The following is a 26,124-nucleotide window of genomic DNA, read 5'->3' on the forward strand; positions in this document are numbered from 1 at the left end:
AAGGGTATATCTGAAAACTTGTATGTTATAGAACTGCTGAATATTGACGGAATTGTTATTTGGCAATCTTCCGATGGTGAAGTGTATCAGACATACCCAAATTCAAATCCAGAAAAAATAGCAAATTCTCTATCGGAGTATATACAGTCAATATAAAAAATGGGCGAAGATGAAACAAATCACCTTCGCCCATAACATTTATGAATAAATCAATTCATTGTTAACAATCTCCGTTACCCGATTACGAATATTATTCATTTTCTGCACCCACATCATTTGGTTATCTGCTTTAAGCTGTTCGGTAACGCCTTCTTGTTTAGCAAGTTGTTTTACTAACCGAAAGAACATATCCTCTGCCTGCTCATCAATGTCGGCGAGATAGGCGGTGAGCTTACAGCTCGTCAGAAGGTTAGTATAAATGATAGGATGATGTTTTTCGAGGTATCTCAAATGCCGTTTGCCCCAAATCCCGATTTCAATCTTTGGCTGTTCGGGCAATTTCAAATCCGGCAGCAAGTAATCTCCCTGCTGTGTGTATGTAATCTTTGTAGCCATAATTCAGACCTCCTTAATCTTGATTTGTTTGACTTTGGCTTTCGTGAGCTTGATTAACAGCTCGTCAACGAGATCGGTGTACTTGCCCCGTGAAATGAGATCATTCCTCAAATCAATCAGGCTGTTGATAACCGTGCGCCGCTCATCAGGCGTTAAGTAAATGTGATACTTTGGATTTTTCATTGCAGATTCCTCCTTGACTTGAATTTTACATTCGTATTATAGGAAGAAATTGAATAAATCACAAATGTGCGAGCGAGAAATGTGTGTAACTGCCGATAAAACCTGAATTTTTCATAAGTCCGTTATGAACACTCGCACCAAGAAAAAGAGAAGTACATCAGTACTTCTCTTTTTCTTTATATAACAAGCAAAGGGAGACAGGACTTGAAGGTGACGAGAACGACTGCTGCCGGTGGCAGATGAAAGGAGTTCGAGGAAGAGCTACAACAGGGAGTTTGAGGAAGTGCATTTATGCACAACGCTAAACGACCATGTTGTACTTGGAGTTAAGAAAACAGTCCGGTGGACTGTTTTTAGGGAGGGCGTAGATGCTTCTGTCCTTTCGTATTTGTGCTTAATAAGCAAGGTAGGCAGTAGTGCAAGAAGAAAGTATGTCACCCATAACCATAATAAGAAGTACATCAGTACTTCTCTTTTTCTTTATATAACAAGCAAAGGGGGACAGGAATTGAAGGTGACGAGAACGACTGCTGCCGGTGGCAGATGAAAGGAGTTCGAGGAAGAGCTACAACAGGGAGTTTGAGGAAGTGCATTTATGCACAACGCTAAACGACCATGTTGTACTTGGAGTTAAGAAAACAGTCCGGTGGACTGTTTTTAGGGAGGGCGTAGATGCCTCTATCCTTTCGTATTTGTGCTTAATAAGCGAGGTAGGCAGTAGTGAAAGAAGAAAGTATGTCACCCATAACCATAATAAGAAGTACATCAGTACTTCTCTTTTTCTTTATATAACAAGCAAAGGGGGACAGGACCTTAGGCAACTATAACCTTCAACAAGTAGATATTTAATTTGGTGTGAATTACGGTTATATTGATAAAATTATGGGCAATTTAAATTTCATAAAAGTATTTCGACAGTACAATTATCATCTAATTGTGGTAAAATATAGAAATATGTATGTGCTAAAATGATATGACCCAATAAAAAAGAGGAGTAACTTCAAAATATGGTATAATGGAATCGCTAAAAAACATTAACCTAAGAAAGAAGTACTCCTCATGAATATGATAACACAAGAAGCAAAGAAAAAGCAAGCCATAGTAAAATACGCACTAAGAAAGGAAGAAGCAAAGCAAGTAGAGTGTACGGTGTAAGTCTTTCAAGCGTAAAGAGATGGTGTAACCAATATGACGGTACCTGGCAATCGCTATTGCCTAAATCACACAGACCACATAGTCATCCTAACAGGCACACAAAAAGAGAAGAAAGACAAATTAGAAATTCTTTCAAAAAGTGCTATGAAAGATATGGATGGGATGGAGTATACAGTGATTTAAAGAGAAAAGGATATACAAGAAGCTACTCAGGAATGATATATGCAGCTAAAAGAATGGGCTTAGTAAAATATAAAAAGACCAAGAAAAAGAGCCGTAAGCATAGAAGATATCCGGAACTGTTAATACCTGGAGAAAAGGTGCAGATAGATGTAAAAGAAGTGCCATATAATTGCTTAAGAGGTAAGGCTTTAAGGGACGGAAAGCATTTTATCAATGGACTGCAATAGATGAATGTACAAGGATGAGATTTGTATATGGGTTTGAAGAACATACACCGGAAAACTCAACCAAATTTTTGAAAATGTTATTGAAAGAATTTCCGTTTAAAATACAGACTATTCAAACAGATAACGGAAGAGAATTCACATATAAATATCAAAGCAGTGAAGTGAAAAGTCCTTTTGAAATAGAATTAAACAAACTAGGTATAAATCATAAATTAATACCACAACGAACACCTTGGCACAACGGAAAGGTAGAAAGAAGTCATAGAAACGACCAAAGATATTTCTATGAATGGGAAACATTCAGAAATATTGAAGAATTAAACACAAAATTAAAAGGACATTTGGAATGGAGTAATAACAAAACAATGAGAACACTTGATTACAAAGTCCAATGCAGTTATTGAGTGAAAAGTTAGAATTGAAATCCGTTCATTAATTAATATTCATAATCAAAAGTCAGTAAAACAAGCGAAATATTAAATCGTATTTTATTTTTACCCTAAAATGGGTCATATCTATTTACAACACAGAATTTTTACCCTAAAATGGGTCATATCTATTTACAACACAGATCTAATTGTGGTAAAATATAGAAATAATAATTGAAAATTTTATGTAATTGTGCTACAATATTTTACATCATAAGTTTTTTGGAGGGGTTTTTGTGTCTCAAGTTACAAAGAGAGCATTGGAACAATCACTTAAAAATTTGTTGCTAAAAAAGCCTTTGAATAAAATTACAATTACAGATATAACAGAAGATTGTGGTATAAATCGTATGACTTTTTACTACCATTTTCAAGATATTTACGATTTAGTTGAATGGGTGTGTTATGAAGATGCTAAGAAAGCTCTTGAAAATAAAAAGACCCACGATACTTGGCAACAAGGACTAACTCAGCTACTTTATGCAGTTCGTGAAAATAAACCATTTATCATTAATGTTTATAATTGTGTTGATAAAGGTCAGGTAGAAAAATACTTAAAGCCTCTAACTGATGATTTGCTCCTTGGTGTTGTTAAAGAAGAATCAGCAAATGTAAATGTTCGCGAAGAAGATAAAAAGTTCATTGCACAAGTTTATTCTTATTGCTTTGTGGGAATTATGCTTGATTGGATAAAGAACGATATGAAAGAAAAACCTGAAGACTTGGTAGAGAGATTAGCCTTAGTTCTTGATGGTGATATAGGTTCAGCTTTAGCCAGATTTAATTTATCAAAATAGCAAAAATGATTAAAAATTTTACAATAATTGCATCGTGATAATTTTTTTATCACGGTGCATTTTTTGTTTATTGTGGAATTGTTTTGGACACAATATAATGAAGGTACAAAATAAATTTAGGGAGGCCTATTATGTATTACTCTTCAGGAAATTATGAATCATTTGCTCATCCGGAAAAGCCTAAGGATGTAGATAAAAAATCTGCATATATTATCGGTACAGGCCTTGCCGGTTTATCAGCAGCATTTTACCTTGTTCGTGACGGTAAAATGAAAGGTGAACATATTCACCTATTAGAAAAGCTAGACCTAGCCGGTGGTAGTTGTGACGGTAGAAAAGATATAACAAAAGGTTTCTATATGCGTGGTGGCAGAGAAATGGACAACCACTTTGAAGTAATGTGGGATATGTTCAGAGATGTACCATCAATAGAAAATCCAGAAGTATCTGTACTTGATGAATATTATTGGCTAAATAAGCATGACCCAAACTATTCTCTATGTCGTGCAACAGTTAATAGAGGTGAAGATGCCCACACAGATAAGAAGTTTAACCTTGACAGAGAGTCAGCACTTGCTCTTTCACAGCTTTTCATAACATCAGAAAAGGAATTAGAGGGTAAGAAAATCTCTGATGTATTGCCTGAGTCTTTTTGGTCAACGAACTTCTGGCTTTACTGGCAGACAATGTTCGCTTTTCAAAAGTGGTCAAGTGCATTGGAAATGAAAAGGTATCTTTGCAGATATGTTCACCATATTGACGGTTTACCTGACTTTAGTGCATTAAGATTTACAAAGTATAATCAGTATGAAAGTATGATTCTTCCACTGGTTAAGTACCTTGAAAATCATGGTGTTAAGATTGAGTATGGTATGGATGTTAAGAATGTTATTATCGAAAACCATGGTCATAAAAAGGTAGCAAAACAGATTGTATATATTAAGGACGATATGGAACAAACTATTGACCTTATTGAAGATGACCTTGTGTTTATTACAAATGGTTGTTGTACAGATACTTCTTGTTACGGTGACCAAAATACAGCACCTGACCTTTCAAAACTTAAGAATGGTTACGGTGAATCATGGGATATGTGGAAGAACATTGCGCAACAAGCTACTCACGGTGAGTTCGGTAATCCGGATGCTTTTTGTAGTGATATTGATGCAACAAACTGGATGAGTGCAACAGTTGAAACTTCTAATGAAGAAATCATCAGACACATTATTCATGTTTGTAAGCGTGACCCAAGAAAGGGTAAAGTAACTACAGGTGGCATTGTTACAGTAAAGGACAGTACAGACAATTGGTATTTGTCTTGGACAATTAACCGTCAGCCACAGTTTAAGTCACAGAATAAGGACACTGTACTTGTTTGGCTATATGCACTTAACACAAATACAGAAGGTAACTATGTTAAGAAACCTATGAGAGAATGTTCAGGTGTTGAAGTTTGTGCCGAGTGGTTATATCACATTGGTATTGATGAGGACAAAATCTATGACTTAGCAGTAAAATCTTGCAACACAACAACTTGCTTTATGCCATATATTAATGCATTTTTCCAGCCAAGAAAGTATGAAGACAGGCCAAAGGTTGTACCTGATGGTGCAGTTAACTTTGCATTCCTAGGTCAGTTTGCAGAAACTCCAAGGGATACAATTTTCACTACAGAATATTCAATAAGAACAGGTATGGAAAGTGTGTATACACTTCTTGATATTGACAGAGGTGTACCGGAAGTATGGGGTAGTAAGTATGATGTAAGAGAGTTACTTCGTGCATGTTACTACGCAATTGATAAGAAACCACTTGAAGAAATTGATTTGTCATTAAAGGAAAGATTAATGCTAAGTACAGTTCTAAAGAAGATTGAGGGTACAGACCTTGAAATTCTTTTAAAAGAAAGTGGACTGATTGAATGATGGAGTGCCTGTAATAGTAACTAAACTTTAGTTATGATTATTATTACTAAAAATTAAATATATAATAGAGGTAAGTCCCATTATTGGTACTTACCTCTTGTTTTAATCAGTAATTTACCTAAAAAGCCTTTATTTTACCGTCACAAATGATAAGATAATTGTAGTAAATAAATTTTAGGTGATAATTATGATTGAGAAGATTTATGAATGTTCAGCACAAACCACTACCAATAGAGTTTTTTATATTGACTATGAAAATGTTGGCAGTAGTGGACTTGAGGGGATAACCGAATTGAAAAGTAGCGACAAGGTTTTTGTTTATTATGGAAATGACCATGCAACAATGACCTTAGATGCTCATATGAATATTAGTCTTTCTAATTGCAGGATGATTTTTAAGCTAATTCAAATGCCTGTGAAAAATGCTATTGATTGCAAAATTCTTTTTGATATTGAAGAAGAAATTGCAAAGGTAAAGCCAATTGAAATTTGCATTGTGTCTAAGGATAACGACTATGACAAAGCAATTGAAATGTTCAATTCTGTAACCGGTGTAAAGATTAGTAGAGCAGTAACTATAAATGAGTATTTCCATCCATCCACAATTCTAACTAAAATTGTGGAAAAGTCTACCCAAAAAGACAGAAAAACTTTGATTACCGATTTTTGCAATGAAAATCTGAAAAGCCTTTCTGTAGATGATAGGAAAGAGGAAATTATACAAATAATGATAAGTTCCAAAACCAAAGTTGATGTTAATAATAAATTATCTAAACTTTTAAGAGACAGTAAAAAAGCAAGTCAAATCTATAAATTATTAAATCCATTTGTAGTAGCTTTACCAAGTAATTAACAATTCCACCTAACAAAACCTACTAGTAGATAAAAACTAGTAGGTTGATTTTTTATAAAAATATGAAATTTTGCAACACTTTTGTGTTTTGAAAAGTATTATTAGTAGAATCACCTTTGGAGGTAGTTATGAAGAAACTTATTTTCCTATTATCAATTATTTCTATTTTACTTTTAGTTGGTTGTTCAGAAAGTAAAAATACTAATCAAACAATTAAAGAAACCACATCACAAAAACTAACAGTTGCAACAGAAGTTCAGAGAAACCAAATTAATTTTATAAAAAATAAAAATGAAAGTATAGATAGCGTTTCTGTTTCTCACAATCTAGCAAAGAAAATTTATGATGTATTGTGTACACAAAGTGGTTATGATGATATGTCAGGACGGTTTACCGTAAAGCAGTTTAATGAATACTATGGAGTTACTGATTTTAGGGTAACTACTGATAATATGTGCTATTGTAAATTTGTTGATAATTCTACAAAAGAAAAATATTATGTTTTCTTTGGATTAAGTAAAGAGAATGCACGGTGGGGTAGTGTTTTTATTCTAGATAAGAATAATAAACAAACTAAGAAAACAAATAAAACTGATATTAATAATCAAAATTTAATGCAATTGATTAATAAAAATGATTTGTAATATTTTATAATGATATGAATATGAAAAAGCCCGATAGTACAGTTACTATCGGGTTTTGTTTTTAACAGATAGTATTTACTTTGCGATAAAGTATGTAACGGTGGTGTCAGGAAAATGATTTTCAGCATAAATCAGCATTTCCTTGCGACCCTCAATGTTGCTAGAATGAATGTTAATGTGTGGTACATTAACATTGTTTTTGTACATCCATTTTAATATGTCCAGACCGGTTTTTTCTTCCTCTAAACTGTAATCAAGGTCAATAAAATCGAATGGTGACATATATTCTAAAAGAAAAATTGCACTTTCATAATCTCTGGCAACTTGATAACTACCTGCCGGTTTATCCCTCTTGTCATCAACAAATAGTTTCATTTATTTCTCCTTTCTAATATTGTTGTTTATATATTAATTATTTTTTAATTCGACACCTAAAGTATAACATTGTTTTAGTTAGAATTAAAGATTTTGAATATAAAATTTTATATTGCGCAGGAAATTATACTATAATATTATTCGATTACAGCATAATTTTTATTAATTCTTGACATATCACTAGAATTATGATACATTTACATTAAATATTTAATTTATATTGCTAAGGAAGTTTGTAAATATGTTAAATGAGATTAATTATTGGCTTATACCAATGAATTTTGATAATTGTAATTATAAGCAATTGGAAGATGAATGGAAGAAAAATAAAAAAATAATGTGGCAAGTTGGTGGAAAACCTAAATATACAAAAACACGAGGATATGAAGTACCAAATGGTAGTATGGCAAAATCTATAAATAAAGGTGATGTTATATATTTTTATGTTACTAATTTACCTTCCGAAAGCAAAAATAAGTTAAGTAGAATTATGTTACGAGGCGTAGTTGAAGATGAACCTTATCCAATAGAAAAAAGTAAAGTCTATATTAGAACTTATGATAGTGATATGATAATTGGGTTTTCAATAGGTTCTATTACAACATTGTGTGAAAAACAATTACATAACAATGTTTTCCTTAGTTTGGAGTATTTAAAAAAGCAGTATGCAAATTTTCAGTATCCACAAGGACGCACAAGATGGCCCGATAGAAATATTAAACAAACACTCAGTAAGGAACTTATTGATGATTTGGAGGAGTGTTTTAAATCAAGGTTAAGTAAAAATGATTTTACAACATTGATAGATCATTTTAAGAAAAAGTGTTTCTTCTGTGGAAAATATGGAAGTAACATTGAACATAAAACTTTTGTTGCAAAGAATGGACTTGATTATTATGAATGTCACCATTTTATTCAACAAAATGAAGGAAGAAAAGACAATAGATTGTTAGATATTGTTAATTCTACGGAAAACGGATTGTTTTTATGTTCTAATTGTCATAACAGATTGCATTATGGACAACCTGATGATGTTAAAGAAATGTTGAAAATTGTATTGAAAGATGAAAAAATTCAAAGTATGTTAGAAGATAAAAATTTTCAGCAGATTATAGGTGAAGATAAAGATATATTAGAATGGTTAAAAGAATCTTATAAAGTATAGAAATTTTATTAAATGATATCGTTACGATATTGATAAAAATGAAGAATTGATAGCCTTTTGCATATTGTGAAAGAATGGTTTATTATAAAAATAGTAAATTTTGTGCACCGATTATTTTTATCGGTGCATTTTTGATAGTGTGAACTACTGTAATAACAAGTTATATGTAAAATATTTTTAATATGATAGGCTATTTGTATAAAGTTTAATCAAAACACTCACGCAACTATAGGTTGCAAAACTAATGAAACCTGTAGTTTCTTGTATAAATAAACTTTCCACTTTATAATGTAATCAAAGTTAAAACAACTTAAATTATAAAGGAGGAAAATTATGAAAAAGAAGGAAATCATCATTACTGTACTTTCAGTACTGGTAGTAGCACTGGCAATTTGCGTAGTGGTGTTGGCTTACAATAACCATCAATTGAAAAGTACCAACAACCCTGAAAAGGTATCAACTGCCCACAAGGTAAAGGGTGTTTATTTCCGTAAAGTCTATGGCTCTATGGGTGCAATTCATGGTGATGGTATCACCAATAACAAATGTACATTTAAAACAGAAGTATATGCTTTTGATAGTAATGTAAAGTTTTTAAATGACATTAGTAAACTAAGATTTGATAACGATAATGTGTATATTGAAAAAGTTGTTGTTAATGATAATCCCGAAAAGGAAAATGATTTAACAAAATATACAGTATCATTTACAGTTGGCTTTGCAAAAGATGGCAACTATAGTGTCAAAGAATTAGTGTATGATGATGGTAACAATACTGTTAAGTACCCTATGGGAAATATTGCTTTTACCTATAAAATGGGTCAGACTGTGGATTTACAACAAGGCATTGATACTGAAATTACAAATAACAAAATTGCCTACTATTTCTTAGAGAATAACAAAGAGCCTTTTACAGTTGAAGGTCTAGTATCAGGGGAAAGTAGTGACTTTACATATACTTATAAAAAGAATGTAAAGTTCACACCGGGTAAACAACTTGATTATTATGTAGATATTAACGGTAATGCAACCGGTGCTGATACTACTGTGTTTTGTCCATTGTTTGAAATAAAAATAGAAAACTCTAACCAAACTAAATACTTTGTGCCAATTTCCCAAACCTATGGTGGTAACAATAACCTATCATATAGCCAAATCAAAGAATATGTGCAGAAGTAATTTAACTTAATACCTAAATCTAAGCCTACTTAACTCTTGTTGAGTAGGCTTTTTTGTAGCAAGAACTTTCTTTTTGTGGTACAATTAAAATAAATTTAAGAAACAGTTAAACTATAAAAATATCGTGTGGGGTGTGTAGAAATGAATTTAGTAACACTTATGAATAGTTTTATGAAACTTATATTAGAAGAAAAAATTGAAGTTTATAATGAATTTAGTTTACAACACGAATTGGGGATTTTTCTTCGTAATGAACTAACAAATTACAAAATACAATTTGAAAGAAATACTAAGTTTTTCAATATTAATACAACAATAAAGCACGAGATGGATATTGTTATATATAATGAAAGTGAGAAGTATGCCATAGAATTAAAATATCCTCAAAACGGTCAATACCCAGAACAAATGTTTTCCTGCATAAAGGATATAAAATTTATGGAAGAACTCAAGGAACAAGGCTTCAAAGATACTTATTGCTTAACATTGGTTAGTGACAAAAATTTTTATTCCGGTAAGAAAAAAGATGGCATATATTCATTTTTCAGAGGACAGAAATTAATTCAAGGAACAATAATAAAACCTACCGGTAAGAAGAATGAAGAAATACTAATCAATAATTGTTATAAAGTTACTTGGATAGGTAATAACAATTTGAAGTATTACATAATTAAATTGTAATAATTGATTTATGAAATTTGGATAATTTTTACCTATACTTATTTTATTGCATTACTCATAATTTATTGATATAGAGTCATTTTGTTGAGTAGGCTTTTTGTAGCAAGAATTTTCTTTTTGTGGTACAATTAAAATGAATTTAAGAATAATCAAACCAAATAAGAAAGGAAAATATAATGACAAAGATAATGTTTGTGTGCCATGGTAATATTTGTAGGTCACCAATGGCAGAGTTTATTTTTAAAGATATGGTAAAGAAGAAGGGACTTGAAGGTGACTTTGTTGTTACTTCATCAGCTACCAGCACAGAAGAAATATGGAATGGTGTTGGAAATCCTGTATATCCGCCGGCAAAAGAAATTCTAAATTTACATAACATTGATTGTAGTGGGAAGAGGGCAGTACAAATTAAAAAATCCGACTATGAAAAATATGATTTGTTGATTCCAATGGATAGTAACAATGTACGAAATATGAGCAGAATTTTAAAGGGCGATCCGGATAATAAAATTCACAAGCTAATGAGTTATACAGGTAGTGACAGAGATGTGTCTGACCCATGGTATACAAGAGATTTTGAAAAATGCTATAATGATATTTATAACGGTTGTAAAGCACTACTAGAATATTTGACTAAATAAGAAAAATAAAGCTAGGTTAATTCTAAATTAGCCTAGCTTTTGTTATGTATGATTTTAAGTTCGGTTACTCAATAAAAAATTAGGAGCAACTTTAGCAGTTGCTCCTTTTTGTATGGATGAATTAAAAATTAAATTTCCTTACCAAGTGCTTTAAGTTCTTCCATAGCACCTTCATTTTTTAGTAGGTCATCTTTTTTATTTGCAAAGAAAGATTTGTGGAATTTAATATCCCAATCAAGGTAATCGCCAATACATTGAAACTGCTTTTCAATCAGTTCATACTGAACATTAGTTGTAGGTGAACCACCAATTGCAATAACTCCAACTTTCTTATTTTTCAGCAAAGCACCTTTGCAGTAGCATTTGTCAATTACTAACTTTATCTGTGCAGTAATTCCCCACCAATATACAGGTGTAGCAAATACTATCATATCAGCATTTACTAATTTATCAACAGTAGGGTTACTGTCATCTTTAGATACACAACCTTTGTAACATTCACAAGTACCACAAGCTACACAAGGACTAATCTTTATCTTGTATGAGTCAATAATTTCAATGTCATTGTTATCTTTTGCACCTTCAACAAATGCGTTAATAGCTGAGTAGGTGTTGCCCTTTCTTGGACTGCCGTTTACAATTACAATTTTCATATCTTTTCTCCTTAATATGAATACTATTTCTTTTTCTTGTTAAAATTCTTAACTCTTTCAGATAGAGCAGTAAGTTCTTCCTTTGATAATTCAGGTAGTCTTTCTAGGTCATCAAGAAACTTTGCACTACTTTCTTTTTCCCTTAATTTTGTGCTTTCTATGTAGTAACTGGTGATAATACCCGGTACTACTGCAATAATCAGTATTGAACATATTGAAAGAAAAATTGATAGAATTCTACCTATTATAGTAACTGCAGTTATGTCGCCAAAGCCTATGGTTGTTGCTACACTAAATGAATACCATAGACTGTCAATGAGTCTGTTTATGTTAGGTTCAACAATCATAATGCCAATGCTTACTGCAACAAAAACTACAATATAAGTACATAGTAGTTTGAATGCACCTGTCCTTTTTAGAACGATTTTCATTAACCTAGTTTTCTTCATAAAACCACCTCATTATCTAATAAAATTATATCAACAGAAAAATTATTAGTCAATGAAATATAACTTTTTCCTAAAGAAAAACAACCCATACTTTTTGTATAGGTTGTTGGGTTAACTTTTATCCTGCCGGTTCAAAAGGTGTAATTGTAGAAATCTTTTTAGCTAAATACTTTTGAATTGCAACTGCATTTTTAACTGTCAATGTTTCTTCGCAACCCTTTACCGAACAGTTGTAAAGTTGTAAATCATTTAACTTAGCTTTCTTAAGTAGATACTTTTGAATTAGTGATGAATCCTTAACATTAATATAACCGTCAAGGTTAACATCACCTCTCTTAGGGTTAGTAATGTTAAAGTTGTATTTTGTTGTGACAGGTTTATTCTTGTTTAGATCATTAAAAGTAAAACCGTTTTTCTTAGCATAATTTTTAACTGCATCAGTATATCCATTGATTATTACTTTAGGAAGTTTTACTGTTCTGTAATTTTCCCACGGAATACTTAGGTTAGTATATCCAATTGCATCTGTACCGATATTAGTAACATTTTTACCTAAGGTGAAGTTTGTAATGCCGGTTTGTTGGAATGCATTTTCACCAATTGTCTTTAGTGTATTTGGCAATGTAATTGACTTTAACTTTGAGTCACCTAAGAATGCAGAGTCACCGATTTCTTCAACACTTGTGCCTAGCTCTACTGAATGAAGATTAGCTTTATCGGAAAAAGCTGAGTAAGGTATCACCTTAATACCGTTACCTATTGTTACTGTTTGTAAACTGTTTAGATTAATAAAGCAGTCATTACCTATGAATAAGTAACTGTCAGGGATTGTAAGGTTTAGTACATCATATGTGAACTCACTGTCTTTTAGAATTTCATCTTCTGTACCGACAATTTTTTCACCACAAATTGTTGTAGGTAATGTAAGGTTAGTTGTTGAACTTTTTAGGTTAATTTGTTTTAGTGTAGCTTGTCTTGTTTTTAAATCAACTCTATATAGATATGCTGATTCTTCTTTACTGTAGTTGGTTGTTATATTAACAATGGTTGTAGACTTAAATTCATCAGTATTAATATAGTAGTAACCGTCATCACCTTTAGATATACACTTAGGGTTAGCTTCATCATTTATTGTGTAATCATCAGCATATACCTTAATTCTTGTCTTGTTATCAGTGGTCTTTTCACAAACATAATTTTCTGAAAAAGAATTAAAAGTGATGTAAATGTCCTTTGGCTTGTTATCCTTATTGTCATATACACCTATTGCATAGTAAGATGCAATCTTGTTGTTAGAAGCAGTGTTGTTTGAGTAGATGCAATTCTCTTGACTGCTAATCATTTCATATACATTATAACCATAAAATTCACAATTGGTTACAGAACAATTTACTATGGAAGAAAAATCAAAGGAATAAGCAATACCAGCTGAATGTTGTTCAGTTGTATTTTTGTCTAAATTGATTTTGCAATTATTTAATGTAACATTGTCTAACTTTGAGTTAGTTATTGAAGGTGAAACAATAGTTGTTGTGCCTGTACCGGTAGCAGTAATATTTTCAAAGTGTAGGTCAGTAATGCTTGATGACTTTAATTTGCCGAAGAAACTTTGATACATATTTTTTTGCAAATCAGAAAATATAGGTAATGTACCATTCTTGATTGTGTGATTATTACCCACAAACTGAACAGTTAATCCACCGGTGTAGTTGGATAAAGTTTCGGTTATATAGCCACCTTCAAAGTCAAGGTCTGTATTTAAAATAATTTTGCTAGGAGATAGTTCTCCTGTATGTAACTTTTTAGCTAATGTATTATAGTCATCCATACTGTTAATGTAATAGACACTGTTAACTAAGGTTTCTAATCTGTAGTTAATTAAGATTGTAGAATTGTTTAGGTCAGTAGCACATACATTTTCTTTGCTAAGAAGTTCTTTGCCTTTTGCAACTTCTGTGTTAAGTGCAGTTACATCTTCCTTAATAGCTTCTTCCGGAAATTTTGTATTCTCAGCTTTTTTGATAGCTTCTGAAAGTTCATTCTTTACCTTTGCATTGTTGTCAAGATTTTTTGTAAAGGCTTTTATTGAAGTGTAGTAAACATCAAGTGAAGGGTCTGTTGAGTCAATCCACTTGTTGTCTGAGTAGTAGTAAGAATTTTTGCTACTGTGAGGCTTTTCTTTAAGGTCATCAACTGAAATATATCCGTTACCTTTGCTACTGACTACAACAGAAAATTTATCACCGGCATTTACTTTTACACCACTAGGCAGGTCAATGTAGTGAATACCAATGTTGTCAACCTTGCCACTGGTTTTAGCAATTACTGTACCGTCAGTAGGTGACTTATAATTTTTGTTTAGCTTATAAACAGAAATATCATAAGTGTATGAACTACCTGTACCAAAGCTAACCTGAGTGATTTCTTCATTACTGTTTGCAGTAAATACATTTGCTGATTTATCAACATCAACTGCAGTTTCATAGTAGTAACCTAGCTGATATTCGTTGTCATATGTTGTGTTATCTTGCATTATAAATTGGAAGAATTGAGTGTCTGTACATTCATATGAAAGCCAGAAGTAACCATTATCTTGATATTCAGTTCCCCAACTGTTTTTGCATAGCCATGCACCATTGTTTTTAGGTTTAACTTTACCGTCAAATTTGTCACGACTGTAGTTATCATCCCAACCGACAATTGCTACAACATGAGGTTGAATTTCATCTTCCTCAGTTACTTTTCTACTATCGCAGTAGGATATTTTGTCTTCAGAATAACAACTTCCTATACTATAATAATATAATGCAATAGCACCGTTATTTATAATGTTATCTTTTAATGTATTGGCTTCATTGCTAAGTTGATTGTATTCTTTCAGCCTAAAATCGGAATAATTCTTTAGTGTATTGGAATATCCAAGTAGTGAATTTTCATAAGGCATCAATGTTTCGGGATAAGTACCGAAACCACAGTTTAAGCCTTGTGCAACATAAACAGGCCAACCACCTGATGAACCTTTTTGTTCATCATAAAAGTAGTCGTTGTAAAAAGGTGAACTTTTATCATCAGTATTTGTCATAATGTATAAAGGTGTTGCAGTTTGTGCAAGGTCTAGCTTTTCTGATGGATTGTCACCAATTTTTTTTGATAGGTTAGGGTTTGACAGAATGTTAGACTCAATGGATGCAGTAGCACCAAATGACCAACAGTAACCATCATCACCTTGATTCTTTACTTTAGTAACTCTTTTATAATCTCTTAAGTCATATTTTTCCGGATAAGTAGCTTTTGTACTTTTAGTGTCATTAAGAGAATTAGCAGATACTTCTTTATTGTTATCCTTTATGTAACTGATACTGCCATCATCATTTACTTGACTTTTAATAGTAGAAATTTTTTCTTTATCAACTGTAGCCATATTTGCCGAAATAGCAGTAAAAGGCAATGAAGATGCAGTTGCAGTTATTGCAAGTAATATTGACAGTAACTTTTTACTATGTTTCATTTCAAATCTCCTTTTCTATAATATATATTATTATTTATTATATTTTATCATATGAAATTTTTGTGTTCAATTAAATATAATTTAAAAATAGTATCATTAAAGTTTAAAATAAATATACCCTTATTACGGTACAAGTAATAAGGGTATTATGCTTATTTATCAGTCTTATTTAGTTTGAAAATTTTTGTAGGAACTACACTGCCTATAAAAGCAGAAAGCAGTACCCAAGGTATAACATTAACATCAAAACAAAGTAACAGTAGCATTGTAACTGCTAAAGGCTTTTTCATTGTTACACCAAGTAAACCGGCAGTAACAACAGCAGAACAAAATGCTACATCAAGACCTGTTAACATACCGATACCAAAGCTAATACTAACTCCACAGAAAATTACAGGGAAGAAGTGACCACCTTTCCAACCTGACTTTATGCAAATGTTAGTTAAAAATAATTTTAACAGTCCACTACCAATAAGAACCCAAGGTGCAAATTTTATATAGTCATCTTTAAGTACATTGATACTTTCTTCACCTGAAAACATTGATAAAGGAAAATATGTACCAACAACACCTAGGATAATACCACCAAGAGTTGTGCTGACTATAATGCCACACTTACCTTGAATTACTTTAAATATTTTTTCACTGAACTTTTCAGCCGTTACAAATATAAATCCACAGATTACCCCAACAATAGAAAGAGGTATTGCAAGTAAATATTCAGCAGTAGAGATACTTTCACCACCAAGTTTAGGTAATCCCATACCACCACCGAATATTGAGTTTAGCACCAACAAAGTACCACCGGCAAAAAGTACTGCAACAATATTTGAAATGATTTTTGTTGACCGTACAAGGTCAGGCTTGTCTTTGTTGTCTAACCTTTCTTCACTGACAGATGCAAGACCAAACAAAGGTGCATAAAAAACTGCACTAAGGGTAGCACTGATTCCAACTTCCATAAGTTCGGGAATTTTGCTTTTTGCATCTTTCATATGACTACCTGCCCAGTAACAAAGTCCCACAATAACACCGGTAAGACCTGCTTCAGGACCAATACTGCCACCAAAGACTAAAGGTAATAAAGCAGAAATACATAAGAAAAGAACTCTGTTGTAAGGATAGAATTTGTCCTTCTTAACTTTCTTCATAACCTCATCAAGTTCGTCAGGAATAGCGTTAGTATATTTTTGCCATATTCCAAGAACAAGACCACCTACTGTACAAACAATAAGTGTGTAAAACTTAAAGTCAATATTGCTGGGTACAACATTCCATAGTAAATGAATACCGTAGTTCATCAGCTTTAAAAATAACCATACTATAAGTGAAACTACTGCACCACTAAATCCACAAAATAAGTAGTACAGAAAATTATTAGCTATTGTGTGCTTTTTCATTCCATCTCCTCCAAACTAACTATAAAATAATTATACTATAAAACTATATATAAAATCAATATTTTTGTGCAAAAAGTATATAATTTTATTTATTCTTATTTAAATTATCAATGTGAAAGATAAGTCCCATTTTTGGTACAGTGAATGTGGTATTATATTAATATGAATTTATATAGGTTAGAAAGAGTGAATTGCTATGGTTGGTTCTGATAAAAATTTTTGTCATGTTATTATAGTTTGTATGGAACGATATACAGAAGAGTTGATGTGTGAACTAGCAGATGGTTTGTTATCTTCTGAAAAAAGAATAAATGAAATATTAGATTTAGTTAATCAAAATCTAGATGAACAAGAAATGATGAAGGCATTAAAAGAAATAAGATACAGAGATAATATACCTTATGAACATTAATAATTTTAATATAATTTATAAAAAGTATTGCAAATCACAACACTTTTCGGTAAACAAATGATACAATGATTATAAAGTGAAAATTATTTAAAGGAGAAGTTCTATGAAAATAATGCACCTAAGCGACTTACATATTGGTAAGAAAGTAAATGAATATTCAATGCTACAAGACCAAATATATATCCTAAAAGAAATTTTACAGATAATAGATGATGAAAAGGTAGAAACTGTCATTATTGCAGGTGATGTATATGATAGGTCACTACCACCTAATGAGGCATTAGAACTTTTTGATGAATTCTTATATCAGTTATCTTCTAGAAATGTAAATGTATTTGTTATTAGTGGCAACCACGACAGTCCTGAACGCATATCATATGGTGGCAGAATGATGACGGAAAATAAAATTTTTCTTTCACCTGTTTATGATGGCAATGTTAAGCCTATTACATTAAATGATGATTATGGAGAAGTTAACTTTTATCTATTGCCATTTGTTAGACCGGCTGATATTAGAAGATATTTCCCTGATGAAAATATTGAAAATTATACCGATGCAGTAAAAGTTGCAATTGACAATATGAATGTAGATTTTAATGAGAGAAATATCCTTGTTACTCATCAGTTTGTTACAGGTGCTGAACTTTCTGAGTCTGAGGATATTATAGTAGGTGGTACTGATAATGTTAGTGGTGAAGTGTTTGATGGCTTTGACTATGTGGCACTTGGTCATATCCACAGAGAACAAACTGTAGGCAAAGATAACATTAGATATTGTGGTACACCACTAAAGTATTCTTTCTCAGAGGCTAAGCATATTAAGTCAGTTACTATCCTTGATTTTAATGATAAGGGAAATATAGAGTATTCCAAAATCCCACTAACACCATTTAGAGATATGAGAGAAATTCGTGGTACTTATTATGAACTAACTCTAAAAAGTAATTATGAAAATACAAACACAGATGACTACCTACATATCACTTTAACTGATGAAGAGGATATTCCTGATGCAATCGGTAAGCTAAGGTCTATTTATCCCAATATTATGAAACTTGATTATGATAACTTACGCACAAGAGGTAGTGGTACTGTTGATGCTATAGAAAATATTGAAAGTAAAAGTCCCTTTGAACTTTTTGCCGATCTTTTTAAGCAACAGAATAATCAAGATATGAGTAAAGAACAAGAAGAAATTATGAGAAACTTAATTGATAAGATTTGGGAGGAAAACTAATGCGACCATTAAGTATTACAATATCAGCCTTTGAGTCCTATGCAGATACAGTTACTATTGATATGGAAAGTCTAGGCAAAAGTGGACTTTACCTAATTACAGGTGACACAGGTGCAGGTAAAACCACAATCTTTGATGCTATTCATTTTGCACTTTATGGAGATGCCAGTACTGATGGTCGTGAAAACAAAACCCTAAGGTCAAAGTATGCCGATCCTGAAACCAAAACAGAGGTTCAACTGAAATTTGAATATGGTGGTAAGGTTTATCAGATTAAGAGAAACCCTGAGTATTTGCGACCTAAGAAAAGGGGAGATGGCTTTGTAAAAGAACCTACTAATGCTGAGCTTGTTTATCCCGATGGTAGTGTGGTTTCTTCCAAAAATGCAGTTGATACCAAGATAAAAGAAATTATCGGTTTAGATAAAAATCAGTTTTCACAGATTGTTATGTTGGCACAAGGTGAATTCAAAAAGTTACTTACTTCCGGTACAACTGAAAAGCAGAAGATTTTTAGACATATTTTCAAAACAGAAAAGTATGAAACTTTACAAAGAGCCTTATCTGCTGAAAAAAGCATTGTGGACAGTAAATTGAAACAAGAAAGGTTAAGTGTACAGCAGTATATTGACGGTACAATTTGTGAAGAAACAGAGGACAATATTGCCTTAATTGAAAGGGCAAAAAGTGTAGTTCCCAATATAGAAGAGATTGAGAACTTTTTAACTAACCTTATTTCTAATGATGAAAAAGAATTGAAATCATTAGAAGAAAAGAAAGAGAAATTAGAAAGTCAAAAGACTTTTCTGGATAAAAGTATAGAAAATTATAATTCTTATGTAGAATTATCTCATAAGATTAAAACTAATTCCGAAAACTTGGTTAATCTAAATAATAGTTTGAAAAGTTCAAAGGATGAACTACAAGAAAAGAACAAAGAAAAGCGATGGACTGAACTGGGACAAGAGATTGGCAAAATCCAAAATACTTTGCCTAAGTATAAGGAACTTGACTCTCTAAGCAGTCAGTTACAGAATAAAAGTATTGAGAAAAAGAGAAATGAAAATTCTGTAAAAGAATTATCAGGTAAAGCTGAAAGCCTTTCTCTAGAGGTTGAAAAGAATTCTAAAGAACTTGAAACAATTGGTAATGTTCAAGTTGAGATAGAGAAAATTTCTAACCAAATGGAAAGCATTAAGGAAAAAGGTAATACACTTAGAGGTATAGAAGTGGAAATTAAAAACCTCCAAAAACTTCAAAGCTCATACCTTACTGTCAAAACTGATTTTGAAAAGAAGTTGCAAGTTGCCAACGGTTACAAAGATGAATATGACAATTTAAGTATAGCCTATCTTAATGACCAAGCCGGTGTTTTGGCTGATAGTTTGGAAGAAAATAAGCCTTGTCCTGTATGTGGTTCAACAGTCCATCCTCATAAAGCAGTTAAGTTGCCTAATGCACCAACTAAAGAAATGGTTGAGTCAGCAAAGAACAATTATGATAGGTATCAAAAAGTTGTTGATGCTGAAAGACAAAATGTTTTTAGCAAACATGGTGAATTAAAGGAAAAGGCAAATGCCCTTGAAACAAAGGTTCAAGAAATATTAGGTGATTACAAGTTGCTTGATGCCCTTGAAATTATCAAGAAACAGGTTTCTAATTTAGCAGATAATTATGTTAAGTTAGACAAAACCTTAAAAGCATTACAAATAAAGAGTAACAGAAAGCAGGAACTTGAAAGAATTATTCCTGAAAAGAATAATGAAATCAATGAACTGAATAAGCGAATCACTGTAGTAAAGATGGCAGTAGTGTCTTGTGAAACAGCTATTACTTCTTATGAAAAGCAGTATAATTCTTTAAAAGAAGAATTACAGTTTGGTAGTGAAAGTGAAGCAGTTAAGAAGATTAACAGTATTAATGCAGTTGTCAGTGCTGAAAAATCCGATTATAATTCTGTATTAGAAAAATATAATCAGTATGAAAAAATGATTTCAGCAACCGATGCATCAATCAAAGCATTAAAAGGTCAGCTTGAAAAGATAGATAAAGTACAAGATATAGACAAGGTGAAAGTAAAGAGAGATGAAACTGAAAAGGCTATCGGTGATTTATCTAATGAAACTAAAGCCATTAACTACAGATATTCTGCTAACACAAATGTTTTGGCTAATATAAAGAGAGAAAATGAAAATCTTATCAAAGCCGAAAGAGAATTTAAGCTGATTTCACCACTTGCAAGTACTGCCAATGGTGGTATTGGTGTTAACAAGATGGAGCTTGAAACATTTGTACAGTTAAATTACTTTGACCGAATTCTTGCTAAAGCAAATAAACGATTAATGGAAATGACAAGTGGTCAGTATGAGTTAGTTCGTCAGACAGAGTCAAGTGATGGCAGAACAAAATTCGGACTTGACCTTAATGTATATGACCATCATTGTGGTGGAGAGAGAGCAATTAGTTCACTTTCAGGTGGTGAGTCCTTTAAGGCAGCACTTTCATTGGCTTTGGGACTTTCTGATGAAATTCAGTCCTCAGCAGGTGGTATCAAGATAGACACAATGTTTGTTGATGAAGGCTTTGGTTCACTTGATGATGAATCATTAAGACAAGCAATGAATGTACTTATTAAACTTTCCGGTAGTAACCGACTTGTAGGTATTATCTCCCATGTAACAGAACTAAAGGATAGAATTGATAAACAGATTGTTGTTACCAAAACCCCTAATAAAGGTAGTAAAATTGAAATTATTTGTTAAATTATATATATATATATATATACTAGTTGACTTTTTTAATGTGCATATGGTAATATTTAGATGAAATATATATTATTTTTATCAGTTTTTAAAATAATATATTAAATATGCTAAATATTAAGGAGGCAAAGGTATGAAAAAATTATGTTCATTGTTTCTTGTTGTGTTACTTGCTTTCGGTATGCAATCAGTAGTATTTGCAACAGAAACAGAAAATCAATCAAAGCCATATACACAGAGTCAAGAATTTTGTGATGCTATTAATAATTACATAATTAGTCTTGGTATTGGTGCTGATTATGGTTTTACTTTTGACAGAGATGGCAAGTATGTAAACCTATTTACTGTTGATTACATTAACAGTGAAAATTCAGAAGTAAAGGTTTATGATGAAAATGCCGATTATGTTCTTTTCAACATAAAAGGTAAAAACCAAAGTAGCAAAACTATTCTTTTAGGTGATTATAGTTTCACTACCGAGTATTATTTCCATCATACTAACAAAACCGGTTATTGCCTTTATAAAGATGGCAAAATCTATAGCATAAGTGATGCAGTAGATAAGGGTATGATTGATGTAACAACTCTTGTTGAGAAGTTACCTAACTCAACTAAGGTTGATACAAGTGGTCTTTCTTATTCAAAAGAATTTTGTGATGCAGTAAATAAATATATTGATGATAGTGGTTTAACATCATATTATTTTCCAAGTGGTGAAGTAGGCTTTAATGTAAGTGATATTCATTACGGCAATACTGTAACTATTTATAATGAAACTGCTGAATATATTGTTTTTGGCATTGACGGTGTAATGGATGCTGAGTCAAAAGAACTTATCGGTAATTATGAATTTAATCATAATAATATGTATAGTGCTTACAATCCTTGTGGTTACTGTGTTTATAAGGATGGCAAAGTTTATTCAATTAAATCTGCAGTAGATAGCAAGATTATTGATGTTGAAACTTTAGCAAAAGCTATTCCAAACACAACTAAAATTGAAGAACCAACTAAACCACAACCAACTAAGCCTGTAGTAAAGACACCTAAGATTTCTGCTACAAAAGTTACTCTAAAGTCTGCTCAAACCAGAACTTTAAAGGTTACTAACGGAACAGTAAAGACTTGGTCAACTTCTAGCAAAAAGATTGCTACTGTGTCAAAGGGAAAGGTTGTTGCACTAACTAAAGGTAGAGTAAGAATTACTGCAACACTTACAAATGGTAAGAAACTTTATTGTTATGTAACAGTTACTACTTCTCCTAAGTTAAGCAGAACTACTTTGAACTTGAAGAAAGGCAAAACTGCTACAGTAAAATTAACCGGTAAAGTTGCAAATATAAACAATAAGTATTACAACACTAAGGTTGCAAAGATTGTTTCAAAGGCTAATGCAACTTCTATCAAAGTTAAAGCACTAAAGAAAGGCACAACTACTCTAAAGATTAGAGTTAACGGTGTAAATGTGCTAAGACTAAAAGTTAAAGTAAAGTAAAATTTTAAGTGATTTATAGAAACATACCTTAATTAGTATTAGGGTATGTTTCTTTATTTTACAGTTGACAAAATTCTACATTTAGTAGTATATTAGTAGATAGGGAGTTTGCAAATTAGCAATCTGAGAGGAAGTTGACAACTTCGACCTAGTACCTGATTTGGATAATGCCAGCGTAGGGAAATAATTGACTTATTTGACGGGTATGCCTTTGGTGTACCCGTTTTTGTATGTAAAATATTTTAATTTATATGTTTGGAGGTAACAATTATGCTAGGTAATTGCCTTGATAATGTTAGAAAAAGTGTTCCACTTGTACACAACATTACTAACTATGTAACAGTAAATGATGTTGCAAATGTACTTCTTGCTTGTGGTGGCAGTCCCATTATGTCTGATGAACCTGATGATGTAGCAGATATTACATCAATCTGTGGTGGTCTAAATATTAATATCGGCACACTTAATAAGCGTTCAATTGAGGGTATGTTTATTGCCGGTAAAAAGGCTAATGAGCTTAACCACAAGGTTCTTCTTGATCCTGTAGGTGCAGGTGCATCTGCACTTCGTACAAATACTGCAGTTAAGCTAATGGAAGAAATTAAGTTTGATGTTGTTCGTGGTAACATTTCAGAAATCAAAACTTTAGCTTTAGGCAGTGGTACAACTAAGGGTGTTGATGCTGATGTGGCAGATACTGTTACAGAAGATAACCTTGATTCATCAGTTAAGTTTGTAAAGAATTTTGCGAAGAGTATCAACTCAGTAGTAGCAATTACAGGTGCTATTGACCTTGTTAGTGACGGTGAAAAGTGCTATGTAATCCGTAACGGTGAGGCTGATATGAGCAAAATCACAGGTACAGGCTGTCAGCTTTCAGGTATGACAACTGCATTTATTGTAGCTAATCCTGACAATGTACTTGAAGCAGTAGCTTCAGCAGTTTGTACAATGGGTCTTGCCGGTGAAATTGCAAAAACAAGAATGGTTCAGGGTGACGGTAACTCAACATACCGTAACAGAATTATTGATGCTATCTATAATATGGATGGTGAAACATTAAATAAGGGAGCAAAGTATGAATTGCGATAAGAAAGATTTACTTCTATATGCAGTAACCGATAGATATTGGTTAAATGGTGAAACTCTTTATAGCCAAGTAGAAAAGGCTATTAAAGGTGGAGCAACATTTGTTCAGCTTAGAGAAAAGAACCTTGATGAAAGTTCATTCCTAGAAGAAGCAAAGGAAATTCAGAAACTTTGTAAAGAATACAATGTACCATTTGTAATTAATGACAATGTAGAAATAGCAAAGGAAATTAATGCTGATGGTGTCCATGTTGGTCAAAGTGATATGGAAGCACAGAATGTAAGAGAAATTCTAGGGGATGACAAAATCATCGGTGTATCAGCTCAAACAGTAGAACAAGCACTACTTGCTGAAAAGCATGGTGCTGACTACCTAGGTGTTGGTGCAGTTTTCAAAACAGGTTCAAAGGATGACGCTGAAGAAGTTTCTCATGATGAACTTGAAAGAATTTGTAAAGCAGTTTCAATTCCTGTAATTGCAATCGGTGGCATTACTCATGATAATGTAAAAGAACTTGCCGGTAGAGGTATAGTGGGTATTGCAGTTATTAGTGCGATTTTCGGTCAAAAAGATATTGAAAATGCTACAAAAGAATTAAAAGCAGAAACCTTAAAAACAGTAAACAATGATTAAGGGAGCAATATTTGATGTAGATGGCACTATACTGAATTCTATGGGTATATGGAATGATGTAGGTGCAATCTACCTTAGAAAAAAGAACAAGATTCCAAAGGAAGGTTTAGGGGAGATACTTTACTCTATGAGTTTAACTGAGGGAGCAAAGTATATGATAGACAATTACTACCTTGATAATTCTGTAGAAGAAATAATCGAAGGTGTACTTTCTATAATAAATGACTTTTATCTTCATGAAGTACAAACTAAGAATGGAGTAGTTAATTTACTTAAATTTCTTAGAAAGAATAATATCAAAATGATTGTTGCCACTTCAAGTGACTATAATCAGATTGATAAAGCCTTTAAAAGGCTGAAGATTCGTAATTTCTTCACAGATATTCTAACTTGTGAAACAGTAGGAAAAAGTAAGTCTTATCCTGATATTTACCTAAAATGTGCAGAAATTTTAGGTACAAAACCGGAAGAAACTTTGGTATTTGAAGATGCATTATTTGCCATCAAAACGGCAGAAAAAGCCAACTTCAAAGTGGTAGGAGTATATGATCCTGCTGAAATGAAAAATAAAAATAGTATACAAAGCCTTGTAAAATATTACATACAAGACTTTAGTAAAGTGGCAGATTGGGGGCACCACCTTCTGTCACTATAAATAATTAATGCGAAAAAAGGAGATTATTATGAGAACAGCATTAACAATCGCCGGTAGTGACTCCGGTGGAGGCGCCGGTATCCAAGCAGATATTAAAACAATGATTACAAATGGAGTTTTTGCCACTTGTGCAATCACTGCTTTAACTGCACAGAATACTTTAGGCGTAACAGGTATTATGGATGTGGATGATGAATTTTTGGGTAAAGAACTTGACGCAGTCTTTACAGACATTTATCCGGATGCAGTAAAGATAGGTATGGTTTCTTCATCAGCACTTATTAAGAAAATTGCCGAAAAGCTAACTTTCTACAAAGCTAAGAACATTGTTGTTGACCCGGTAATGGTGGCAACAAGTGGTTCAAAGCTGATTAGTGATGATGCTATTGAAACACTAAAGAACAATTTGTTTTCTTTAGCTACTGTACTTACTCCAAATATCCCTGAGGCAGAGGTTATCTCTGAAATGAAAATCACTAATGAAGATGAGATGATTGAGGCTTCTAAAATTATTAGCGAAAAGTACAACTGTGCTGTCCTACTAAAAGGTGGACACAAAGTAAATGATGCAAATGACTTGCTATATAGAAATGGCAGTTACAAGTGGTTCTATGGTAAAAGAATTGATAACCCTAATACTCACGGTACAGGTTGCACACTATCAAGTGCTATTGCCTCAAACCTAGCTAAGGGTTACGACCTTGACACATCAGTTTCTCGTTCAAAGGAATATATTTCAGGTGCATTAGGTGCAATGCTTGACCTTGGAAAGGGTAGTGGACCTATGAACCATGGATTTGATATTTCAAGTGATTATGTTTTAGAGAAGGAGAATTAAG

Annotated in this window: 26 protein-coding genes and 1 riboswitch; of the genes, 19 read left to right on the forward strand and 7 right to left on the reverse strand. The window is 32.3% G+C overall.

Annotation, left to right across the window (positions count from 1 at the left end):
• Positions 1-198 precede the first annotated feature (198 nt).
• Together E5Z56_RS07935 and E5Z56_RS07940 are read right to left on the reverse strand one after the other, a co-directional pair.
• The gene (locus E5Z56_RS07935) at positions 199-555 is read right to left on the reverse strand and encodes a TnpV protein (RefSeq protein ID WP_138157324.1); all 357 of its coding nucleotides are present in this window, start codon (positions 553-555) and stop codon (positions 199-201) included.
• Between the two features lie 3 nt (positions 556-558).
• On the reverse strand, positions 559-738 hold the full coding sequence (locus tag E5Z56_RS07940) for a hypothetical protein (protein ID WP_138157325.1): 180 nt from the start codon (positions 736-738) through the stop codon (positions 559-561).
• Between the two features lie 283 nt (positions 739-1,021).
• On the opposite strand from E5Z56_RS07940, the gene E5Z56_RS07945 reads away from it, so the two are divergent.
• The 7 genes from E5Z56_RS07945 to E5Z56_RS07975 all read left to right on the forward strand — a co-directional run bounded on the left by E5Z56_RS07945 (position 1,022) and on the right by E5Z56_RS07975 (position 6,950).
• Positions 1,022-1,285 (forward strand): hypothetical protein, encoded by a 264-nt coding sequence (locus E5Z56_RS07945; protein WP_138157326.1) that lies wholly within the window; start codon positions 1,022-1,024, stop codon positions 1,283-1,285.
• Between the two features lie 595 nt (positions 1,286-1,880).
• Positions 1,881-2,303 carry a hypothetical protein gene (locus E5Z56_RS07950; RefSeq protein WP_138157327.1) on the forward strand — a complete coding sequence of 141 codons (423 nt, stop codon included), beginning with the start codon at positions 1,881-1,883 and terminating at the stop codon, positions 2,301-2,303.
• Between the two features lie 14 nt (positions 2,304-2,317).
• On the forward strand, positions 2,318-2,707 hold the full coding sequence (locus E5Z56_RS07955; RefSeq protein WP_138157328.1) for an integrase core domain-containing protein: 390 nt from the start codon (positions 2,318-2,320) through the stop codon (positions 2,705-2,707).
• 260 nt (positions 2,708-2,967) lie between these two features.
• The gene (locus E5Z56_RS07960; RefSeq protein WP_138157329.1) at positions 2,968-3,528 is read left to right on the forward strand and encodes a TetR/AcrR family transcriptional regulator; all 561 of its coding nucleotides are present in this window, start codon (positions 2,968-2,970) and stop codon (positions 3,526-3,528) included.
• Between the two features lie 131 nt (positions 3,529-3,659).
• Positions 3,660-5,453, forward strand: a complete 1,794-nt coding sequence (locus E5Z56_RS07965) for an oleate hydratase (protein WP_138157330.1) — start codon at positions 3,660-3,662, stop codon at positions 5,451-5,453.
• Between the two features lie 187 nt (positions 5,454-5,640).
• A complete protein-coding gene (locus E5Z56_RS07970; RefSeq protein ID WP_138157331.1) occupies positions 5,641-6,306 on the forward strand; it encodes a PIN domain-containing protein in 666 nt (221 codons plus the stop codon).
• Between the two features lie 128 nt (positions 6,307-6,434).
• Positions 6,435-6,950: a hypothetical protein gene (locus E5Z56_RS07975; protein WP_138157332.1), complete on the forward strand. Its 516-nt coding sequence runs from the start codon at positions 6,435-6,437 to the stop codon at positions 6,948-6,950.
• A gap of 75 nt (positions 6,951-7,025) precedes the next feature.
• Here E5Z56_RS07975 and E5Z56_RS07980 read toward each other — a convergent pair whose 3' ends face one another.
• A complete protein-coding gene (locus tag E5Z56_RS07980; RefSeq protein ID WP_138157333.1) occupies positions 7,026-7,325 on the reverse strand; it encodes a cyclic-phosphate processing receiver domain-containing protein in 300 nt (99 codons plus the stop codon).
• Positions 7,326-7,566: 241 nt separating this feature from the next.
• On the opposite strand from E5Z56_RS07980, the gene E5Z56_RS07985 reads away from it, so the two are divergent.
• From E5Z56_RS07985 to E5Z56_RS08000, 4 genes are all read left to right on the forward strand, one after another.
• Positions 7,567-8,490 (forward strand): EVE domain-containing protein, encoded by a 924-nt coding sequence (locus E5Z56_RS07985; RefSeq protein ID WP_138157334.1) that lies wholly within the window; start codon positions 7,567-7,569, stop codon positions 8,488-8,490.
• Positions 8,491-8,823: 333 nt separating this feature from the next.
• Positions 8,824-9,669, forward strand: coding sequence for a hypothetical protein (locus E5Z56_RS07990; protein WP_138157335.1), 846 nt, complete (start codon positions 8,824-8,826; stop codon positions 9,667-9,669).
• 141 nt (positions 9,670-9,810) lie between these two features.
• Positions 9,811-10,350 (forward strand): hypothetical protein, encoded by a 540-nt coding sequence (locus tag E5Z56_RS07995; protein WP_138157336.1) that lies wholly within the window; start codon positions 9,811-9,813, stop codon positions 10,348-10,350.
• 176 nt (positions 10,351-10,526) lie between these two features.
• Positions 10,527-10,991 carry a low molecular weight protein-tyrosine-phosphatase gene (locus tag E5Z56_RS08000; RefSeq protein ID WP_175405428.1) on the forward strand — a complete coding sequence of 155 codons (465 nt, stop codon included), beginning with the start codon at positions 10,527-10,529 and terminating at the stop codon, positions 10,989-10,991.
• Positions 10,992-11,119: 128 nt separating this feature from the next.
• Here the strand turns inward: E5Z56_RS08000 and E5Z56_RS08005 are convergent, their stop codons facing one another.
• The 4 genes from E5Z56_RS08005 to E5Z56_RS08020 all read right to left on the reverse strand — a co-directional run bounded on the left by E5Z56_RS08005 (position 11,120) and on the right by E5Z56_RS08020 (position 17,001).
• Positions 11,120-11,644 (reverse strand): flavodoxin family protein, encoded by a 525-nt coding sequence (locus tag E5Z56_RS08005; RefSeq protein ID WP_138157338.1) that lies wholly within the window; start codon positions 11,642-11,644, stop codon positions 11,120-11,122.
• Positions 11,645-11,667: 23 nt separating this feature from the next.
• On the reverse strand, positions 11,668-12,093 hold the full coding sequence (locus E5Z56_RS08010) for a potassium channel family protein (protein ID WP_138157339.1): 426 nt from the start codon (positions 12,091-12,093) through the stop codon (positions 11,668-11,670).
• A 118-nt stretch (positions 12,094-12,211) separates the two neighbouring features.
• On the reverse strand, positions 12,212-15,601 hold the full coding sequence (locus tag E5Z56_RS08015; protein ID WP_138157340.1) for a leucine-rich repeat protein: 3,390 nt from the start codon (positions 15,599-15,601) through the stop codon (positions 12,212-12,214).
• A 152-nt stretch (positions 15,602-15,753) separates the two neighbouring features.
• Positions 15,754-17,001: a chloride channel protein gene (locus E5Z56_RS08020; RefSeq protein ID WP_138157341.1), complete on the reverse strand. Its 1,248-nt coding sequence runs from the start codon at positions 16,999-17,001 to the stop codon at positions 15,754-15,756.
• 196 nt (positions 17,002-17,197) lie between these two features.
• Between E5Z56_RS08020 and E5Z56_RS08025 the strand changes: the two genes are divergently transcribed.
• From E5Z56_RS08025 to thiD, 8 genes are all read left to right on the forward strand, one after another.
• Positions 17,198-17,413 carry a hypothetical protein gene (locus E5Z56_RS08025; protein WP_138157342.1) on the forward strand — a complete coding sequence of 72 codons (216 nt, stop codon included), beginning with the start codon at positions 17,198-17,200 and terminating at the stop codon, positions 17,411-17,413.
• 103 nt (positions 17,414-17,516) lie between these two features.
• Positions 17,517-18,650 (forward strand): exonuclease SbcCD subunit D, encoded by a 1,134-nt coding sequence (locus E5Z56_RS08030; protein ID WP_138157343.1) that lies wholly within the window; start codon positions 17,517-17,519, stop codon positions 18,648-18,650.
• Entirely contained in the window at positions 18,650-21,412 is a 2,763-nt protein-coding gene (locus E5Z56_RS08035) for an AAA family ATPase (protein ID WP_138157344.1), read from the forward strand. The genes E5Z56_RS08030 and E5Z56_RS08035 overlap by 1 nt, the downstream gene beginning before the upstream one ends.
• 133 nt (positions 21,413-21,545) lie before the next feature.
• Positions 21,546-22,907: an Ig-like domain-containing protein gene (locus E5Z56_RS11785; protein ID WP_207668580.1), complete on the forward strand. Its 1,362-nt coding sequence runs from the start codon at positions 21,546-21,548 to the stop codon at positions 22,905-22,907.
• 90 nt (positions 22,908-22,997) lie between these two features.
• Positions 22,998-23,106: riboswitch (TPP riboswitch) on the forward strand.
• 71 nt (positions 23,107-23,177) lie between these two features.
• Positions 23,178-23,999 (forward strand): hydroxyethylthiazole kinase, encoded by an 822-nt coding sequence (thiM, locus tag E5Z56_RS08045; protein WP_138157345.1) that lies wholly within the window; start codon positions 23,178-23,180, stop codon positions 23,997-23,999.
• Positions 23,986-24,630, forward strand: a complete 645-nt coding sequence (gene thiE / locus E5Z56_RS08050) for a thiamine phosphate synthase (protein ID WP_138157346.1) — start codon at positions 23,986-23,988, stop codon at positions 24,628-24,630. Before thiM ends, thiE begins: the two co-directional genes overlap by 14 nt.
• On the forward strand, positions 24,623-25,285 hold the full coding sequence (locus tag E5Z56_RS08055; protein ID WP_138157347.1) for an HAD family hydrolase: 663 nt from the start codon (positions 24,623-24,625) through the stop codon (positions 25,283-25,285). The genes thiE and E5Z56_RS08055 overlap by 8 nt, the downstream gene beginning before the upstream one ends.
• Positions 25,286-25,313: 28 nt before the next feature.
• Positions 25,314-26,123: a bifunctional hydroxymethylpyrimidine kinase/phosphomethylpyrimidine kinase gene (gene thiD / locus E5Z56_RS08060; protein WP_138157348.1), complete on the forward strand. Its 810-nt coding sequence runs from the start codon at positions 25,314-25,316 to the stop codon at positions 26,121-26,123.
• Position 26,124: the final 1 nt, after the last annotated feature.

The organism is Ruminococcus bovis (assembly GCF_005601135.1).
Classification (GTDB): Bacteria; Bacillota; Clostridia; order Oscillospirales; family Acutalibacteraceae; genus Ruminococcoides; species Ruminococcoides bovis.